General features: G+C 68.8%; 15 protein-coding genes. 10 read left to right on the plus strand and 5 right to left on the minus strand.

The genetic code is table 11. The features are described from left to right. Nucleotides 1-56: 56 nt before the first annotated feature. Together A3OM_RS0104620 and A3OM_RS0104625 are read left to right on the plus strand one after the other, a co-directional pair. Nucleotides 57-1,244 (plus strand): FAD-binding protein, encoded by a 1,188-nt coding sequence (locus tag A3OM_RS0104620; protein ID WP_018042557.1) that lies wholly within the window; start codon nucleotides 57-59, stop codon nucleotides 1,242-1,244. Between the two features lie 196 nt (nucleotides 1,245-1,440). Then, a complete protein-coding gene (locus A3OM_RS0104625) occupies nucleotides 1,441-2,826 on the plus strand; it encodes a heterodisulfide reductase-related iron-sulfur binding cluster (RefSeq protein WP_018042558.1) in 1,386 nt (461 codons plus the stop codon). Between the two features lie 91 nt (nucleotides 2,827-2,917). On the opposite strand, the gene A3OM_RS0104630 is transcribed toward A3OM_RS0104625, so the two are convergent. Beyond that, nucleotides 2,918-3,892 (minus strand): MBL fold metallo-hydrolase, encoded by a 975-nt coding sequence (locus tag A3OM_RS0104630; protein ID WP_018042559.1) that lies wholly within the window; start codon nucleotides 3,890-3,892, stop codon nucleotides 2,918-2,920. Nucleotides 3,893-3,978: 86 nt separating this feature from the next. Between A3OM_RS0104630 and A3OM_RS0104635 the strand changes: the two genes are divergently transcribed. Then, nucleotides 3,979-4,746, plus strand: a complete 768-nt coding sequence (locus A3OM_RS0104635) for a helix-turn-helix domain-containing protein (protein WP_018042560.1) — start codon at nucleotides 3,979-3,981, stop codon at nucleotides 4,744-4,746. A 12-nt stretch (nucleotides 4,747-4,758) separates the two neighbouring features. Here A3OM_RS0104635 and A3OM_RS0104640 read toward each other — a convergent pair whose 3' ends face one another. The 3 genes from A3OM_RS0104640 to fumC all read right to left on the minus strand — a co-directional run bounded on the left by A3OM_RS0104640 (nucleotide 4,759) and on the right by fumC (nucleotide 6,756). Next, on the minus strand, nucleotides 4,759-4,986 hold the full coding sequence (locus tag A3OM_RS0104640; RefSeq protein WP_018042561.1) for a ribbon-helix-helix domain-containing protein: 228 nt from the start codon (nucleotides 4,984-4,986) through the stop codon (nucleotides 4,759-4,761). Nucleotides 4,987-5,128: 142 nt separating this feature from the next. Beyond that, nucleotides 5,129-5,320 (minus strand): DUF4169 family protein, encoded by a 192-nt coding sequence (locus tag A3OM_RS0104645; RefSeq protein WP_018042562.1) that lies wholly within the window; start codon nucleotides 5,318-5,320, stop codon nucleotides 5,129-5,131. Nucleotides 5,321-5,331: 11 nt separating this feature from the next. Next, nucleotides 5,332-6,756 carry a class II fumarate hydratase gene (fumC, locus tag A3OM_RS0104650; protein ID WP_018042563.1) on the minus strand — a complete coding sequence of 475 codons (1,425 nt, stop codon included), beginning with the start codon at nucleotides 6,754-6,756 and terminating at the stop codon, nucleotides 5,332-5,334. A gap of 138 nt (nucleotides 6,757-6,894) precedes the next feature. On the opposite strand from fumC, the gene A3OM_RS0104655 reads away from it, so the two are divergent. Then, on the plus strand, nucleotides 6,895-8,289 hold the full coding sequence (locus A3OM_RS0104655; RefSeq protein WP_018042564.1) for a cytochrome P450: 1,395 nt from the start codon (nucleotides 6,895-6,897) through the stop codon (nucleotides 8,287-8,289). A 313-nt stretch (nucleotides 8,290-8,602) separates the two neighbouring features. On the opposite strand, the gene A3OM_RS0104660 is transcribed toward A3OM_RS0104655, so the two are convergent. Then, nucleotides 8,603-9,247 (minus strand): SspB family protein, encoded by a 645-nt coding sequence (locus A3OM_RS0104660; RefSeq protein ID WP_018042565.1) that lies wholly within the window; start codon nucleotides 9,245-9,247, stop codon nucleotides 8,603-8,605. A 272-nt stretch (nucleotides 9,248-9,519) separates the two neighbouring features. On the opposite strand from A3OM_RS0104660, the gene A3OM_RS0104665 reads away from it, so the two are divergent. The 6 genes from A3OM_RS0104665 to A3OM_RS0104690 all read left to right on the plus strand — a co-directional run bounded on the left by A3OM_RS0104665 (nucleotide 9,520) and on the right by A3OM_RS0104690 (nucleotide 15,653). Then, entirely contained in the window at nucleotides 9,520-10,371 is an 852-nt protein-coding gene (locus A3OM_RS0104665; protein ID WP_245257758.1) for a CPBP family intramembrane glutamic endopeptidase, read from the plus strand. Between the two features lie 55 nt (nucleotides 10,372-10,426). Further along, entirely contained in the window at nucleotides 10,427-11,221 is a 795-nt protein-coding gene (locus A3OM_RS0104670; RefSeq protein ID WP_018042567.1) for a thymidylate synthase, read from the plus strand. Continuing rightward, on the plus strand, nucleotides 11,221-11,730 hold the full coding sequence (locus tag A3OM_RS0104675; protein WP_018042568.1) for a dihydrofolate reductase: 510 nt from the start codon (nucleotides 11,221-11,223) through the stop codon (nucleotides 11,728-11,730). The genes A3OM_RS0104670 and A3OM_RS0104675 overlap by 1 nt, the downstream gene beginning before the upstream one ends. 185 nt (nucleotides 11,731-11,915) lie before the next feature. Then, a complete protein-coding gene (gene hflK / locus A3OM_RS0104680) occupies nucleotides 11,916-13,094 on the plus strand; it encodes an FtsH protease activity modulator HflK (RefSeq protein WP_018042569.1) in 1,179 nt (392 codons plus the stop codon). Then, entirely contained in the window at nucleotides 13,091-14,044 is a 954-nt protein-coding gene (locus A3OM_RS0104685; protein ID WP_018042570.1) for a protease modulator HflC, read from the plus strand. Before hflK ends, A3OM_RS0104685 begins: the two co-directional genes overlap by 4 nt. An 82-nt stretch (nucleotides 14,045-14,126) precedes the next feature. Beyond that, on the plus strand, nucleotides 14,127-15,653 hold the full coding sequence (locus A3OM_RS0104690) for a Do family serine endopeptidase (protein ID WP_018042571.1): 1,527 nt from the start codon (nucleotides 14,127-14,129) through the stop codon (nucleotides 15,651-15,653). Nucleotides 15,654-15,735: the final 82 nt, after the last annotated feature.

The raw sequence follows: 15,735 nt of genomic DNA on the forward strand, positions 1-15,735 counted from the left end.
TTCCCGCATATGGTTCGGCAAAGGATGCCGGCGAGCATCACAACGGGCGGGAAACGATGCGGACATACGAGCCTCAGGACGAAGGCGAGGCGCAAGCCATCGTCGCCGATGCGGCTGGCCGCGCCGAGCCGATGCGCCTCGTCGGCGGGGGCACCAAAGCCGCCATCGGCCGCCCTGCGCAGGACGAATCGACTCTCTCTTCCCTGAAACTCTCCGGCATCACGCTCTACGAACCGGCCGAGATGGTGGTCGCCGCCCGCGCCGGCACTCCCCTCGCGCAGGTCCAGGCTTTGCTCGCGGAACGCGGCCAGATGCTGCCCTTCGAGCCGATGGACCACCGCATCCTGATGGGCTCGGGCGGCGAGCCGACCTTCGGCGCGGTGGCCGCCACCAACAATGCCGGACCGCGCCGGATCAATGCGGGCGCGGCCCGCGACAGCCTGATCGGCGTCCGCTTCGTCAACGGGCGCGGCGAGGCCATCAAGTCCGGCGGGCGGGTGATGAAGAACGTCACCGGCCTCGACCTCGTCAAGCTCATGGCCGGCTCGTGGGGCACCCTCGGCCTCCTCACCGAGGTGACCTTCAAGGTGCTGCCGGTCCAGGAACGGACGGCGACCCTGGCCTTTTCCGGCCTGGACGACGCCACGGCGGTGGCGGCCCTCAGCGCCGCCCTCGGATCGCCGTTCGAACTCACCGGCGCCGCTCACCTGCCGAGCGGCCTCGACGGGCCGAGCCCACGCACCCTGATGCGTCTGGAGGGCTTTTCGGACTCCCTCGATTATCGCCTCGGCGAGTTGCGCAAGCTCCTGCGGCGCTTCGGCGAGCCGGAGATCATCGAGGACGGGATCGGCGCCGTCCTGTGGGCTGCGATCCGCGACGTGATCCCGCTGACGGAGCCGCGCGCGGCCGCCGTATGGCGGATTTCCACCACGCCGACCAAAGGACCCGCCGTCACCGCCGCCATCGCGGCGCAGCGCCAGGCGCGCTGGTTCTACGATTGGGGCGGCGGCCTCGTCTGGCTCGCCACTTCTTCCGAGGGTGATGCCGGCGCCGAGACCATCCGCGACGTCCTGCGCTCCACCGGAGGGCACGCCACCCTGGTGCGGGCGCCGGACGCGGTGCGCGCGGCCACCGCCGTCTTCGAGCCCCTGTCCGATCCCCTGCTGCGGATGACGGCCGGGATCAAGGCGGCCCACGATCCGAAGGGGGTGTTCAACCCCGGCCGGATGTATGCGGGCATCTGAACGTCCCGCGGCGAGCGCTCGTGGGGAGCGCTTCCGCCGGTCTGCGCCATCCGCGCCGTCGGGGTGCGGCAGGCTGCCGCTTAGAGCCGTTCCAAGCCTCGGCTTCCGTCCAAATTCCCTCTAAGCTTCAGGAAACAGCGCCGGGCGGCGGACGATCGCCGGGCGGGCTGACGTATCGGGACCCCGAGGAAACGCCGTGCAGACCAATTTCAGCCTGACGCAGCTTGCCGAGCCGGCGATGGCGGCGTCCGAGAAGATCCTGCGGACCTGCGTGCATTGCGGGTTCTGCACCGCCACCTGCCCGACCTATCTCCTCCTCGGCGACGAACTCGATTCCCCGCGCGGCCGCATCTACCTCATCAAGGACATGCTGGAGGGCGGCAAGCCGGCGACGCCCGAGGTGGTCAAGCATGTCGACCGCTGCCTGTCCTGCCTGTCCTGCATGACGACCTGTCCGTCCGGCGTGCATTACATGCACCTCGTGGATCACGCCCGCACGCATATCGAGGAGACCTATCGCCGGCCCTTGAGCGACAGGCTCCTGCGCAGCGTGCTGGCCTTCGTGCTGCCCTATCCGAACCGCTTCCGCCTGGCGCTTCTGGCCGCCAAGATCGGCTCGCCGTTCCGGCCGCTCGTCGCCCAGTTGCCCCGTGTCGGCAACCGCCTCGCGGCGATGCTCGACCTCGCCCCCGCGCTCCTGCCCAACCGCACCGTCAACGACCGGCCCGGGACCTTCCCCGCCGACAACCGCGCGCGGGAAGCCAGCGCCCTGCTCCAGGGCGAGGCCGCGCCCGCCCGCGCCGGACGGGTCGCCCTCCTGCGCGGCTGCGCCCAGAGCGTGTTGCGGCCGGATTTCAACGAGGCGGCGGTCCGGCTTCTCACCCGCCACGGCGTCGAGGTGGTCCAGGCGAAAGGGGAGGGGTGCTGCGGCGCGCTCACCCACCATATGGGCAAGTCCGAGACCTCCCACGCCCAGGCCAAGCGCACCATCGACGCCTGGATCGCCGAGATGGACGGCGACGGCCTCGACGCGATCATCGTCACGGCCTCCGGCTGCGGCACGACGATCAAGGATTACGGCTTCATGTTCCGCGACGACCCGGCCTATGCGGACAAGGCGGCGCGGGTCTCGGCCCTCGCCAAGGACGTGACCGAATACGTCGCCAACCTCGGCCTGATGCCGCCGCTGTTCGAGAGCGATCTCGTGGTCGCCTACCATTCCGCCTGTTCGATGCAGCACGGCCAGGGCATCCGCACCGAGCCGAAGAACCTGCTCAAGAAGGCCGGCTTCACCGTGAAGGACGTGCCCGAGGGCCATATCTGCTGCGGCTCGGCCGGCACCTACAACATTCTCCAGCCGGAGATCGCCGGGCGCCTGCGCGACCGGAAGGTGGCCAATATCGAGCGCATGCGCCCCGATCTCATCGCCACCGGCAATATCGGCTGCGCCACGCAGATCGGGAACGGCACGCGCATCCCCATCGTGCACACGGTGGAACTGCTGGACTGGGCGACGGGCGGGCCGAAGCCGGCGGTACTGGAAGGATTGGGCGGGACGCGGGTGCTGGAGGCGGCGGAGTAGGCCCGAAGCGACGCCAGGACCTGACCATTTGCCCAAGACCTGCGCATGTCCTGTCGATGGCTAGGATCGGCCGCGGACGGGAAGAGGGGGGTCAGGGAGTTCCGGACTCGCTCACCGGAATCCAGCGATAGCCCGTCCCTCGCGCTTCGACATGGCCGAGCGACGGGAACGCCGTGTGATAGCCCGCCACCAGCAGCCTCTCGGTGGCGGCCATCGCGTAGATCGCCCGACGGGTCGCGATGCCCCGATCCTTGTCGAGATCGAACAGGGCGTGCCATTCGGGGTGGCTCAACGATGCCACCTCGTGATGGGCGCAATCGCCCCACACGAGCATCCGATGCCCCTCGCTCTCGCAATGGAAGGCAAGGTGCCCCGGCGTGTGCCCGAAGGCCGCCACCACGTCGATGCCGGGCGCGACCGTGTCGCCGGGTCCGACGAAGCGGATGCGGTCGCGCAGCGGGACGAGGTGGCTGCGCACCACTGCGGCCGACCGGTAGGTGTTGCTGTCCGCCGGCGCCGAAAGGCGCTCCTCCGCGGTCCAGAAGCGGTATTCCGCCTCTCCCACGACATAGGCCGCGTTGGGAAATTGCGGAATGCCGCCCTCCAGGAGGCCGCCGATATGGTCCGTATGGCAATGCGTGATCACCACGAGGTCGATCGTCTCCGGCGCAATTCCGGCGCGCCGTAGCGCCCGACCCAGCCGCCCTCCCGCCGGCCTGGGGATGAAGCCGACCTCGCCGTTTCCGGTATCGAAGAGAATGCGTTGTGTGCCGGTCTCGATCAGCGTCGGGGTGAAGCCCGGCGTGAAGCGGTCCGGGGCAAGCCGGTTCTCCCGCATCAGCGCTTGCACCTCCTCTCTCGGGCGGTCCTCGCCGACGATCGGCCATGGCCCGTCGATGGTCTCGTCCGCATCGAGCAAGGTGGTGATGGTGAAGGCGCCGAGCCGGATGCGCCCCGACGCCGACGCCTCGGCCAGGGCGACCGCACCGGCCAGGGCCGGCCTCGCGCCGGAAAGAGCGAGGCCCGCGAGGGCGCCCGTGACAAGGCGGCGGCTCAATGTGATCATCGTCGCAGGATCTCCGGCTGTCCCTGCCGCGCCGGTGGGCCGCGAGGCGGGGATGACCGGCCTAGCGCGTGGGGAGGGGACACCGCTTGAACGAACGTGCTGCCCCCGCCCTCGGCCCCCTTTGGCACGTCGAGGGCGGGCATACCTTCTTTGCCGGACCGCTCGCCTACAACGCCAGCCACCAGCATGGTGCGCCGGTCTATCTGGCGGGCCTGTATGGCCCCTTCCGCATCCGGTTCAGGCCCGGTCCGTGGATCGCCTGCCGCACGGCTTTCGTCCCGGCCGGGATGCGGCACGAACTCGATTGCGCCGGCGACCCCCTGGCCGTGCTCTATCTCGAGCCGGAGGCGGGAGCGCGGGCTCTCCTGGGCCTGATCGCCGCCGGCCAGGACATCGACGGCGCACGCGTCGCCATGCGGGGTGAGATCGAGCCCTTGCGTGCGCTCTACGAATGCCCGCGCGCCACGGTCTGGGCCGGGCAGGCCATCGCCGATCTCGCCGGTTTCGCGGTGCGCCGGAACGGACCGACGCTCGATGGGCGCATCGCCCGGATCATGGCCGACCTCGGCACCTGCCAGGACACGGGCATGTCGGCACCGCGCCTTGCGGCCTCCGTCGGGCTGTCCTCCTCGCGGATGCAGCATCTGTTCACCCGCGAGGTCGGAGTTCCCTTCCGGCGCTATCGCTCGTGGCTGCGCATGCGGCGGGCGATCGACGCCGTCATTCGGGGTGAAACCTTCACGGGAGCGGCCCACGACGCGGCGTTCGCCGATCAGGCCCATTTCGCCAACGCCTTCCGCGAGACGTTCGGCGCGCCCGCCTCGGCGAGCCTCGTCGGTATCCGGCGGCCATAGACGCCCGCGGCTTCAGTTCGGCCGGCGCACTTCGGCCAGCACGAACACCCGGATCGCCGAGGACAGGTTCTGCGCGCCCCGCGCTTCGTCGATTTCGCCGATCAGCACCTGAACCGACTGCCCGCGGGCGGCGGCGATCTCGCGCAAAGCCTCCCAGAACGGCGTCTCCAACGATACGCTGGTCCGGTGGCCGGCGATCATCACCGAGCGTTTGGTGGTGCCGGGGGTCGGCTCGGTCATTCCCTCCCCCCTTTGCGGGGGAGGGTGGCCCACGAAGTGGGTCGGGAGAGGGGAGCGCCGTATCCGGAGAGGTCGCCCCCTCTCCCGCCTGCTCCGCAGGCACCCTCCCCCGCAGAGGGGGGAGGGTGAAGCGTCACGCTTGTCACCCGTCCGAATCCGGTCCCACGAGCTTGTGGCCTTCGTGGCGCGAGAACTCGATGGCCTTCTTGGCCTCGGCCAGGGTCCTGGCCTTCTTCGGCCGGCCGAAGGCGATGCGGTTGTCCTCCGCCTTCGCCTCCTTCTCGGCCCGCGCCTTGCCCTTGCGGACCGAGCGCAGGTTGATGATCTCGGCCATGAGCTTCCCCGTCAGTCGACGCTCGGTGCCAGCATGGTCTCGGGGCGCACGACGTGGTCGAACTCCGCCTCCGTGACGTAGCCGAGACGCAGGGCCTCTTCCTTCAGGGTGGTGCCGCGCTTGTGCGCGGTCTTGGCGATCTCGGCGGCCTTGTCGTAGCCGATGGAGGGAGCGAGCGCCGTCACCAGCATGAGCGAGCGGCTCATCAGGTCGGCGATCTTGTCCTCGTTGGCCTTGATGCCGACGACGCAATTGTCGGCGAAGCTCACGGCCGCATCGGCGAGGATGCGGATCGATTGCAGCACCGCGTTGGCGATGACCGGCTTGAACACGTTGAGCTCGAAATTACCCTGGGAGCCGGCGAAGCTCACCGTGGTGCCGTTGCCGATCACCTGGGCGCAGACCATGGTCAGGGCCTCGCACTGCGTCGGGTTGACCTTGCCCGGCATGATCGACGAGCCCGGCTCGTTCTCCGGCAGGGAGAGTTCGCCGAGGCCCGAGCGCGGGCCGGAGCCGAGGAAGCGGATGTCCTGGGCGATCTTGAACAGGCCCGCCGCCAGGGCGGACAGCGCGCCCTGCGTGAAGACGAGGGCGTCGTGGGTGGCCAGCGCCTCGAACTTGTTGGCGGCCGAGGTGAAGGGCAGGCCGGTCAGTTCGGCGACCTTGGCCGCGAACTTCTCCGCGAATTCCGGATGGGCGTTGAGGCCGGTGCCGACCGCCGTGCCGCCCTGCGCGAGAGCAAGAACGCCCGGAAGCGTCGCCTTCACCCGCTCGGTGCCCAACGCCACCTGCGCGACATAGCCGGAGAATTCCTGGCCGAGGGAGACGGGCGTCGCATCCTGTAGGTGGGTCCGGCCGATCTTGACGATGGACGAGAACGCCTCGGACTTCGCCTGGAGCGCGTCGTGCAGGTGCTTCAGGGAGGGCAGCAGCCGGTCGTTGATCTCGCGCGAGACCGCGATGTGCATCGCCGTGGGGAACACGTCGTTGGAGGATTGGCCGCGATTCACGTGGTCGTTGGGGTGGACCGGCGACTTGCCGCCCCGCTTTCCGCCGAGCAGCTCGTTGGCCAGGCTCGCGATGACCTCGTTGGCGTTCATGTTCGACTGGGTGCCCGACCCCGTCTGCCAGACCACGAGGGGGAATTCCTGGTCGTGCTCGCCGGACACCACCTCGGCGGCGGAGGCGGCGATAGCCTGGGCCACCTTCGGGTCGAGGGCGCCGAGATCCTGGTTCACCAGGGCGGCGGCCTGCTTCACCATCCCGAGGGCATGGACCAGGGGGGCCGGCATCTTCTCGGTGCCGATCTTGAAGTTCTGGATCGAGCGCTGGGTCTGCGCGCCCCAGTAGCGATGGGCCGGAACCTCGATGGGGCCGAACGTGTCGGACTCGGTCCGGGTGGCGGACGTTTCGGTGGGGCTTTCGAGCGGCGACATCGTGGCCTCTTAGATGGCGGGGTATGCGGCCCTACTTAAACGGTGCGGCCGAAAACCGCGATGGTGCTTTCTTTCAAAGGCGTCACAGGTCCGTGCCGGAGTCAGGCACGCTCCGGGACAAAGCGAGGACGATTGCCGATGCCGTTGGACGCCGCGACCCTGGAGCCCGACGCCCTCCCGCGCTTCCGCCCCGTCGTCCCGCGCCCCCGGCGCGAACAGCCGGGGTTGCTCGCCTTCCTCAAGGCGGTGCGCGCCAACCCGATCACCACCTGGCTCGACGAGCATTTCGTGGAGCCCGTGGTGGCGCGCGAAGGCGCCATGGGCCGCGTCACCGTGGTCAGCGACCCGGCCCTGATCCGCTACCTGTTCGTGGAGAACGCCGCCAACTACCGCAAGGACGACCTGCAGCGCCGGGTGCTCGCGCCGGGGCTCGGCAACGGCCTCCTCACGGCGGAGGGCGAGGAGTGGAAGCTGCAGCGGCGCACCCTGGCGCCGATCTTCTCGGCCCGCCACGTCCTCGGCTTCGCCGCCCCCATGAACGAGGCGGGCGCGCGGATCGGCCGCCGCCTCGCCCGGCGCGACGCCACCACCGTGGACGTGCCCCTGGAAATGACCCGCGTCACCCTCGACGTGCTGGAGCGGACGATCTTCACCGAGGGCCTGTCCAGCGACCCCGATGCGTTGGGCCGCGCCATCACCCGGTTCCTCGAATCGGTCGGGCCGGTGGACCCGATGGACGTGTTCGGCGTGCCGGCCTTCGTGCCGCGCATCGGCCGGCTCCGGGCGCGGCCGGCGATCCGCTTCTTCGAGGAGGTGGTGAACGCCCTCATCGCGCGCCGGCGCACGCAGCTCGACGCCGGAACGGCCCCCTCCGACCTGCTGACCCTGCTGCTTCAGGCGCAGGACCCGGAAACCGGCAAGGGCCTCAGCGATCTGGAGGTCAAAGCCAACATCGTCACCTTCATCGCCGCCGGCCACGAAACCACGGCGAACGCGCTCACCTGGGCGCTCTATTGCCTGTCGCAGGATCACGAGGCCCGTGCCCGCGTCGAGCGCGAGGTGGATGCCGTGCAGGGCGACGGGTTCGATGCCGACGCGCTCCCCTTCACCAAGGCGGTGATGGAAGAGACGATGCGGCTGTTCCCGCCGGTGCCGTTCCTGAGCCGTCAAGCCATCGCGGAGGACCGGATCGGCCGGATCAAGATCCCCAAGGGCTCGCTCATCATGGTGGCGCCCTACGTGCTCCACCGCCACCGCACCCTGTGGGACGATCCCGAGGCGTTCATGCCGGAGCGCTTCCTGCCGGAGAACCGGGCCACCGTTCGGCGCTTCTCCTATCTGCCGTTCGGCGCGGGCCCCCGCGTCTGCATCGGCCAGAGCTTCTCGCTGCAGGAGGCGGTGATCGTCCTGGCGCACATCGCCCGCGCCGCGCGCTTCTCGCTGTCACCCGACCACGCCCCCGTCACGCCGCTCCAGCGGGTGACGCTGCGGCCGGAACACGGCTTGCGGATGCAGGTGGAGCGGCGGGGCTGAGACTCGCTGCGGCGGGTCGCGGATCACCCTCCGCTGCGCTGCAGACGTTGAGGAGAGGGGGGCGAGGTCTCACGACCGCGCTCGCGCAGACTCAGCGTAACCAACGTCCCTTCCCCCGATGGCTACGACACTCACCAATTCGCGGGTCCCCTCTCCTGGAAGGAGAGGGAGCACGTCGCGCCTTAGGCCGAACCCTATTGAATAATGGGAACAGCCGTCGAGCAATTGCGTGAATCCGGTAGCCCCGGACGGGTGGAGCGAAGCACGGCCCGATTCGTCGGGCATCGCGAAAAGCGGCGAAGCGACTTTAATCTCAGCTCTTCTTGCGGAACGCGTCGAGGCTGACGACTTCGGCACCGGCTTCGCCGCCTTCGGGCTTCTTGGCCGCGGGGCGGGCCGCCTTGCCGTCGGGGCCGTCCTCGGTCTTGTCGAGGTTCTGGCTCGCGCCCTGCGCGGGGAGGAGCTTGGGCACGCTGGCGCCGATCGCCGAGACGGCGTTGCCCTTCGGCATGATCTCGCTCGGCTCGGAGGCCGCGCCCCGCGTGGCGTTCTTCGTGCCGGGAGGTTGCGGCGCATCGTCCTGCGCGTCCTCGTCCGCCGTCTCGTTCAGATCGAACTTGAGGCCGAACTGCACCGAGGGGTCGAAGAACCCGCTCAAGGCGTCGAAGGGCACGAGCAGGCGCTCGGGAACCCCGGAGAAGGACAGGCCGACCTCGAAGGAATGCTCGGTGACGCCGAGATCCCAGAACTGATGCTGGAGGACGATGGTCATGTCCTGGGGGTATTTCTCCCGCAGGCGCTGCGACATCCGCACCCCCGGCGCCTCCGTCCGGAACGACACGTAGAAATGGTGCTCGCCGGCGAGACCTTCGCGGGCCGCGTCGGTCAGCACCTTGCGCACGACGCCGCGCAGGGCATCCTGAACCAGGAGGTCGTAACGGATGAGATCGTCTGCCATCGCTTGTCGCTTTGCCCGGTACCTGCCGGAATGTCGCGCCGACGGCGCACCGGGTCGGTGAATTGACGTGAAGGCTTGCCGGACTCGGGCGCCGGTTTCAATCGCGCCGTTCCCACCGTGGTCTCCACGGGGGGCGGTGAATTGACACCGTATCCACGTACCCGGGATTCTGGTGAAAGCGCCGGGATCGAGCGGCCTTGGCCGAAGATTGTCAGGCACCCAGTTCGGCCTTTCGACCGAACGACACGAATATAGAGGGAGAGGCGTCGCTTTTGAAGCCCGATCCTGACGTGGAGTTGTCCGACAACCGGGCAATCGGCGCAATGCTGGCCACCTCCGGTGGCGCGCGGTCGCGCCGGTCCCCGATCCGCCTCGCCGCGGCGGCGTTTCGCGATGCCATCGGCCTCGTCCTGGCGACCCTGTTCGTGATGGTCGCGGCGGCCATCGCCGCCCTGCTCGTCGTGCGCGTCGGCGCGGACATCCTGCAGGGCATAGACCCCTTCGCCACCGAGGCCCGCCGCCCCCGGTTGTATCCGCAGCAGCTGGTCCTGCGCGAGGTGGCGAGCGATATCCTGCGGCAATGCCTCATCGTCGCCATTGTCATCGGCGCGGCGATCCGGTCCAGTGGCGGGGCGTGGCGCGCCAGACTCGCGCTGACCCCCGTGGAGGCGCCGGGCCTCGCGCCCTCGCGGCTGCTGGCCATCCTCCTGCTCTGGCCGTTCCTCCACATCCTGTGGGTGATCGGGACGGCGGACGTCTTCCACATGGCGTTCGGCCGCAATGTCGGCCTGTCGCCGCTGCTCAGCAGAACCGGGGCCATCGCTTGGCTCGCCTTCACCATCGTGCTGGCGCCCGTGGCGGAAGAGGTGCTCATGCGCGGGGCGATGTTCGAGCGGGCCTCGCGCTTCCTCAATCCGTGGGGTGCGATCCTCTCCACCTCCGCCCTGTTCGTGCTGCTCCACATCCAGGTCGGCAGCATCGCCCGCCCGGTCTCGCTGATTCCCCTCGCCCTGATGCTCGGCTGGCTGCGCTGGCGGACCGGGCGGCTCTGGCCCTGTATCCTGCTCCACGTCTGGAGCAATCTCGCCGTGGTCGCCTACTTGCTGTGGCCGGCGCCCGCCTGACGCTCGCCTCGCGGCCCCGTTCGCGGTATCGCGGGAGACGCAACACGGGACCCCGATGCACGCCTATCATCAGCTTCTCGAACGCATCCTCTCCGAGGGAACGCGCAAGGACGACCGGACCGGCACGGGGACGCTCTCGGTCTTCGGCCACCAGATGCGCTTCGACCTGGCGGAGGGCTTTCCCCTCGTCACGACGAAGCAGCTGCACCTGCGCTCGATCATCCACGAATTGCTGTGGTTCCTCACCGGCGACACCAACGTGCGCGCCCTGCAGGCCAACGGCGTCACGATCTGGGACGAATGGGCCGATGCGAACGGCGATCTCGGGCCGGTCTATGGGAAGCAATGGCGTTCGTGGGCCAAGCCCGACGGCGGCGCCGTGGACCAGATCTCCTGGCTCGTGGACGAGATACGGCGAAACCCCGATTCCCGCCGGCTGATCGTCTCGGCCTGGAACCCGGCCGACCTCGACAGGATGGCGCTGGCGCCCTGCCATTGCCTGTTCCAGTTCTACGTCGCCGACGGCCGGCTCTCGTGCCAGCTCTATCAGCGCTCGGCCGACGTGTTCCTCGGCGTGCCGTTCAACATCGCCTCCTATGCGCTGCTCACGGCGATGATCGCCCAGGTGACGGGCCTGGAGCCGGGAGACTTCGTCCACACGCTCGGCGACGCCCATCTCTACGTGAACCATCTCGAACAGGCCCGGCTGCAGCTCACGCGGGAGCAGCGTCCTCTGCCGCGCCTCGTCCTCGCCCCGGAGGTCCGCTCGGTGTTCGATTTTCGATTCGAGGACATCGCCATCGAAGGGTACGAACCGCATCCCGCCATCCGCGCGCCGGTGGCGGTCTGATGGCGTCCGAGATCCATCGCCCCCGCGTCAGCCTCATCGCGGCGGTGGCCCGCAACGGGGTCATCGGCCGCGACAACGGGCTGATCTGGCGCCTCGGCAGCGACCTGCGCCGCTTCAAGGCGCTGACCATGGGCAAGCCGGTCCTGATGGGCCGCAAGACCTACGACTCCATCGGCCGGCCGCTGCCGGGCCGGCGCATCCTCGTGCTGACACGCGACCGGTCGTTCTCGGCCGCCGACGTGGCCGTCGTCCACGATTGGGCAGGCGCCCTGGCGGCGGCGGGGGAGGCGGAGGAGCTGATGGTGGCGGGGGGCGGCGAGATCTATGCCCTCGCGCTGCCCCATGCCGACCGCATCCACTTCACCGAGGTCGAGATCGGCCCGGAGGGGGATACGGTGTTCCCGGCCTACGACGCGGGGGATTTCCGCGAAGTCTCGCGTGTCGCGCATCCGCCCGGCGAGCGGGATGAATGCGCCTTCGCGTTCGTTGATCTGGAACGGGTCCGGTAACTCTACGCCGCGACGCATCGCGCAAGAGCGCTCGGCGCTGTTGCCTTTCCTCTTCGTGATGCCCACTTGCCAGCCTTGACAGGACGGAGTGGCGACACTCAGTACCGTGGGACGGATCGGCCCGAGGCGAGAGCGCGGCGGGCCGCCTTCGAACGACACTGCCTCAGCAGGAGATATCGGCGAGCATGCCTTGGAGCAATCAAAGCGGCGGCGGTGGCGGCAACGGGGGAGGGCCCTGGGGCCGTGGCGGCGGCGGCAATGGAGGCGGGGGCGGCCCGTGGGGTAGCGGCGGCGGCGGTGGCGGCGGCGGAAAGACGCCTCCGGACCTCGAAGAGATCCTCCGTCGCGGCCAGGACCGCCTGCGCGGGATCATCCCCGGCGGGTCCATGGGCGGCGGCAAGGGTGTCGCCGTGGCCGGCGGCATCGTCCTGTTCATCTGGCTCGCCACCGGCATCTACACGGTCGCGCCTCAGCAGGTCGGCATCGAGACGATCTTCGGCCGGTACACGAACACCACCGGGCAGGGCCCGCATTACAACTTCCCCTATCCGATCGGCGCGGTGACGAAGCCGAATGTCGGGCAGGTGAACAGCGTTCAGATCGGCTACCGGGCCGGCGTCGGGTCGCAGTCGCGGTCCCGCGACCTGCCCGAGGAGAGCCTGATGCTCACGGGTGACGAGAACATCGTCGACCTCGATTTCGAGGTGCAGTGGCGCATCAACCCGCTGAAGGCATCGGACTTCGTCTTCAACCTCGAGAATCCCGAAGGCACCATCAAGGCGATCTCCGAGAGCGCCATGCGCGAGGTGATCGGTCGCCGCAACATCCAGGCGATCCTCACCAACGAGCAGTCGAGCGTGGCCCAGGAGGTCAAGGAGATCACCCAGAAGGCGCTCGACGAGTACGGCGCCGGCGTGCGGATCGAGGTGGTCCAGCTCGTGGCGGTCAATCCGCCGCCGGACGTCAGGCCCGCCTTCATCGACGTCAACGCCGCTCAGCAGGATGCCGAGCGCGCGCAGAACGAAGCCCGCACCTATGCGAGCCGCGAGGTTCCGCAGGCTCGCGGTAAGGCCTCGCAGATCGTCCAGGCGGCCGAGGCCTACAAGACGCAGGCGACGGCGGATGCCACCGGTCAGGCGGCCCGCTTCCAGCAGGTCTACGAATCCTACAAGCTCGCACCGGCGATCAGCCGTGAGCGCATCTTCCTCGAAACGATGGAGCGGGTCCTGGGCTCGGTCAACAAGGTCATCATCGACCAGAACGGAACCGGCGTGGCCGGTGGTGCAACGGGCGCGGGCGTCGTTCCGGTGCTTCCGCTGACCGAATTCGGCAATCGCAACGCCAATCCGGGAGCCGCCCGATGAACGGTTCCGCACTCCGCACCGGCGGCGTCTTCCTCCTGGCGGTGATCGCCGTCGCCCTCTACGCCTCGGTCTTCACCGTGGGCCAGATGCAGCAGGCCCTGGTGATCCAGTTCGGCCGTGTCCGCACGGTCCTCAACCAGACGGGCACCGAGAAGCCCGGCCTCTACTTCAAGGTCCCGTTCATCGAGAACGTCGTCCTGTTCGACAAGCGCGTCCTCGACCTCGACCTCCCGGTCCAGACGCTCCTGACCGCCGACAGGCAGAACCTCGAAGTCGATGCCTTCGCGCGCTATCGCATCATCGATCCGCTGCGCTTCTACCAGTCGGCCAACAACGTGCTGCGCGCCAACACGCTGCTGGCGAGCTTCACCAACTCGTCGTTGCGCAACGTTCTGGCCCGCTCGACCCGTGACGCCATCGTGCGGACCGAGCGCTCGCACCTGATGAACGTCATCCAGGGCGACGTGAACACCCAGGCCAAGGAGCTCGGCGTCGAGATCGTCGATCTGCGCATGACCCGCGTCGATCTGCCGGCGCAGAACTCCACCGCCGTCTACAAGCGGATGATCACGGAGCGGAACCGCGAAGCCGCCGACATCCGCGCCAACGGCGACCAGATCTCGGCGACGATCAAGGCCAAGGCCGACCGTGACGTGACGGTGGTCCTGTCCGAGGCCAACCAGACCGCCGAGACCCTGCGCGGCCAGGGCGACGGCGACAGGAACCGCATCCTCGTCGAGGCCTTCGGGAAGGATGCGGATTTCTTCGCCTTCTACCGGTCGATGCAGGCCTACGAGACGAGCCTGAAGGGGCCGGAGACGCGCCTCGTCATCAACCCGAACTCGGACTTCTTCCGCTACTTCAACGATCCGCAGGGCCGCGCTCCGGCGACCGCCCCGCGGGCCACCGGAGCGGCGGATGCGGGCGCGACGACCGGCACGGCTCGCTGAAGCCCGGCCTCATCGCCCGACCGACCCTTGATCGTCCGCCACGGCGGACGATCTAATGCCTCGTTCCAACAAGAGGTCGACCATGATTTCCGCTGCGGGCGCCACGACGGCGCGACGTCCCCGGGCATTCCGCCACTCAGCGCGCTCGGCCTTCGCCGCCCTGTCGCTCGCGACCGCTCTGGCCGTCACCGGCCTCGCCGGCCCGGCCCTCGCCAAGGGACCCGAATCCCTGGCCGATCTGGCGGACAAGGTCACCGACGCGGTGGTGAACATCTCGGCCTCCACCACGGTGGAAGCCAAGGCGCCCGGCCGGACGATGCCCCAGCTGCCCCAGGGCACGCCGTTCGAGGATCTCTTCGAGGAGTTCTTCAACAAGCGGGGCCAGCGCGGCGACGGGGATTCCCCGCGCCAGCAGTCGCGCAAGTCGAATTCCCTCGGCTCGGGGTTCATCATCGACGCCTCGGGCATCGTGGTGACCAACAACCATGTCATCGGCGACGCCAACGACATCCAGGTGATTCTGCACAACGGCACCAAGCTGAAGGCGGAGATCATCGGCAAGGATCCCAAGATCGATCTCGCCGTCCTGCGGGTGAAGCCCGAAGCCGACAAGCCGCTGAAGGCGGTGCCGTTCGGCGATTCGGAGAAGATGCGCCCCGGTGACTGGGTCATCGCCATCGGCAACCCGTTCGGCCTCGGCGGTTCGGTCTCGGCCGGCATCGTGTCCGCGCGCGGGCGCAACATCGAATCCGGCCCTTACGACAATTACATCCAGACCGACGCGGCCATCAACAAGGGCAATTCCGGCGGCCCGCTGTTCAACATGGACGGCGAGGTCATCGGCATCAACACGGCGATTCTATCGCCGACAGGCGGCTCGGTGGGCATCGGCTTCGCCGTTCCCTCCGCCACCGCGTCGCAGGTGATCGACCAGCTCCGGGAGTTCGGCGAGGTCCGCCGCGGCTGGCTCGGCGTGCGCATCCAGAACGTCGACGACGCCACCGCCGATGCTCTCGGCCTCAAGGGCGGCGCCAAGGGCGCGCTCATAGCGGGCGTCGACGAGAAGGGCCCTGCCAAGACGTCGGGCCTCGAGATCGGCGACGTCATCACCAAGTTCAACGGGACTGTGGTGAAGTCGTCGAGCGACCTTCCGCGCATCGTCGCTTCCACGCCGGTGGGCAAGGTGGTCGAGGTCATCGTGGTCCGGAAGGGTGCCGAGACGACGAAATCCGTCACCCTCGGCCGCCTCGACGACCCCGAAAAGCCCCAGCTCGCCAACGCCAAGCAGCCGGACGCGGCCGAGCCCGCCATCCGTCAGGCCCTCGGACTCAACCTGTCCGGGATCACCGACGAACTGCGCCGCCGTTTCAGCATCAAGGACAGCGTTAAGGGCGTGGTCGTGACACGCGTCGACCCGAATTCCACCGCCGCCGACAAGCAGATCAAGCCCGGCGAGGTCATCGTGGAGGTCGGTCAGGAATCCGTCTCGTCCCCCGCCGACGTGACGAAGCGGGTGGATCAGCTGAAGAAGGAGAACCGCAAATCGGTTCTCCTCCTCGTGGCGGCCGCATCGGGCGACGTGCGCTTCGTGGCGATCGGCCTCGAATAGGCGCCGTCTCCATCGAGAGCATCGGCCCATTCCGCATGCGGGATGGGCCTCGCCGTGCCGTCGATCCGGGACATTCGCCTTG

Origin of the sequence: Methylobacterium sp. 88A (assembly GCF_000376345.1) — a bacterium.
GTDB classification, from domain to species: Bacteria; Pseudomonadota; Alphaproteobacteria; order Rhizobiales; family Beijerinckiaceae; genus Methylobacterium; species Methylobacterium bullatum.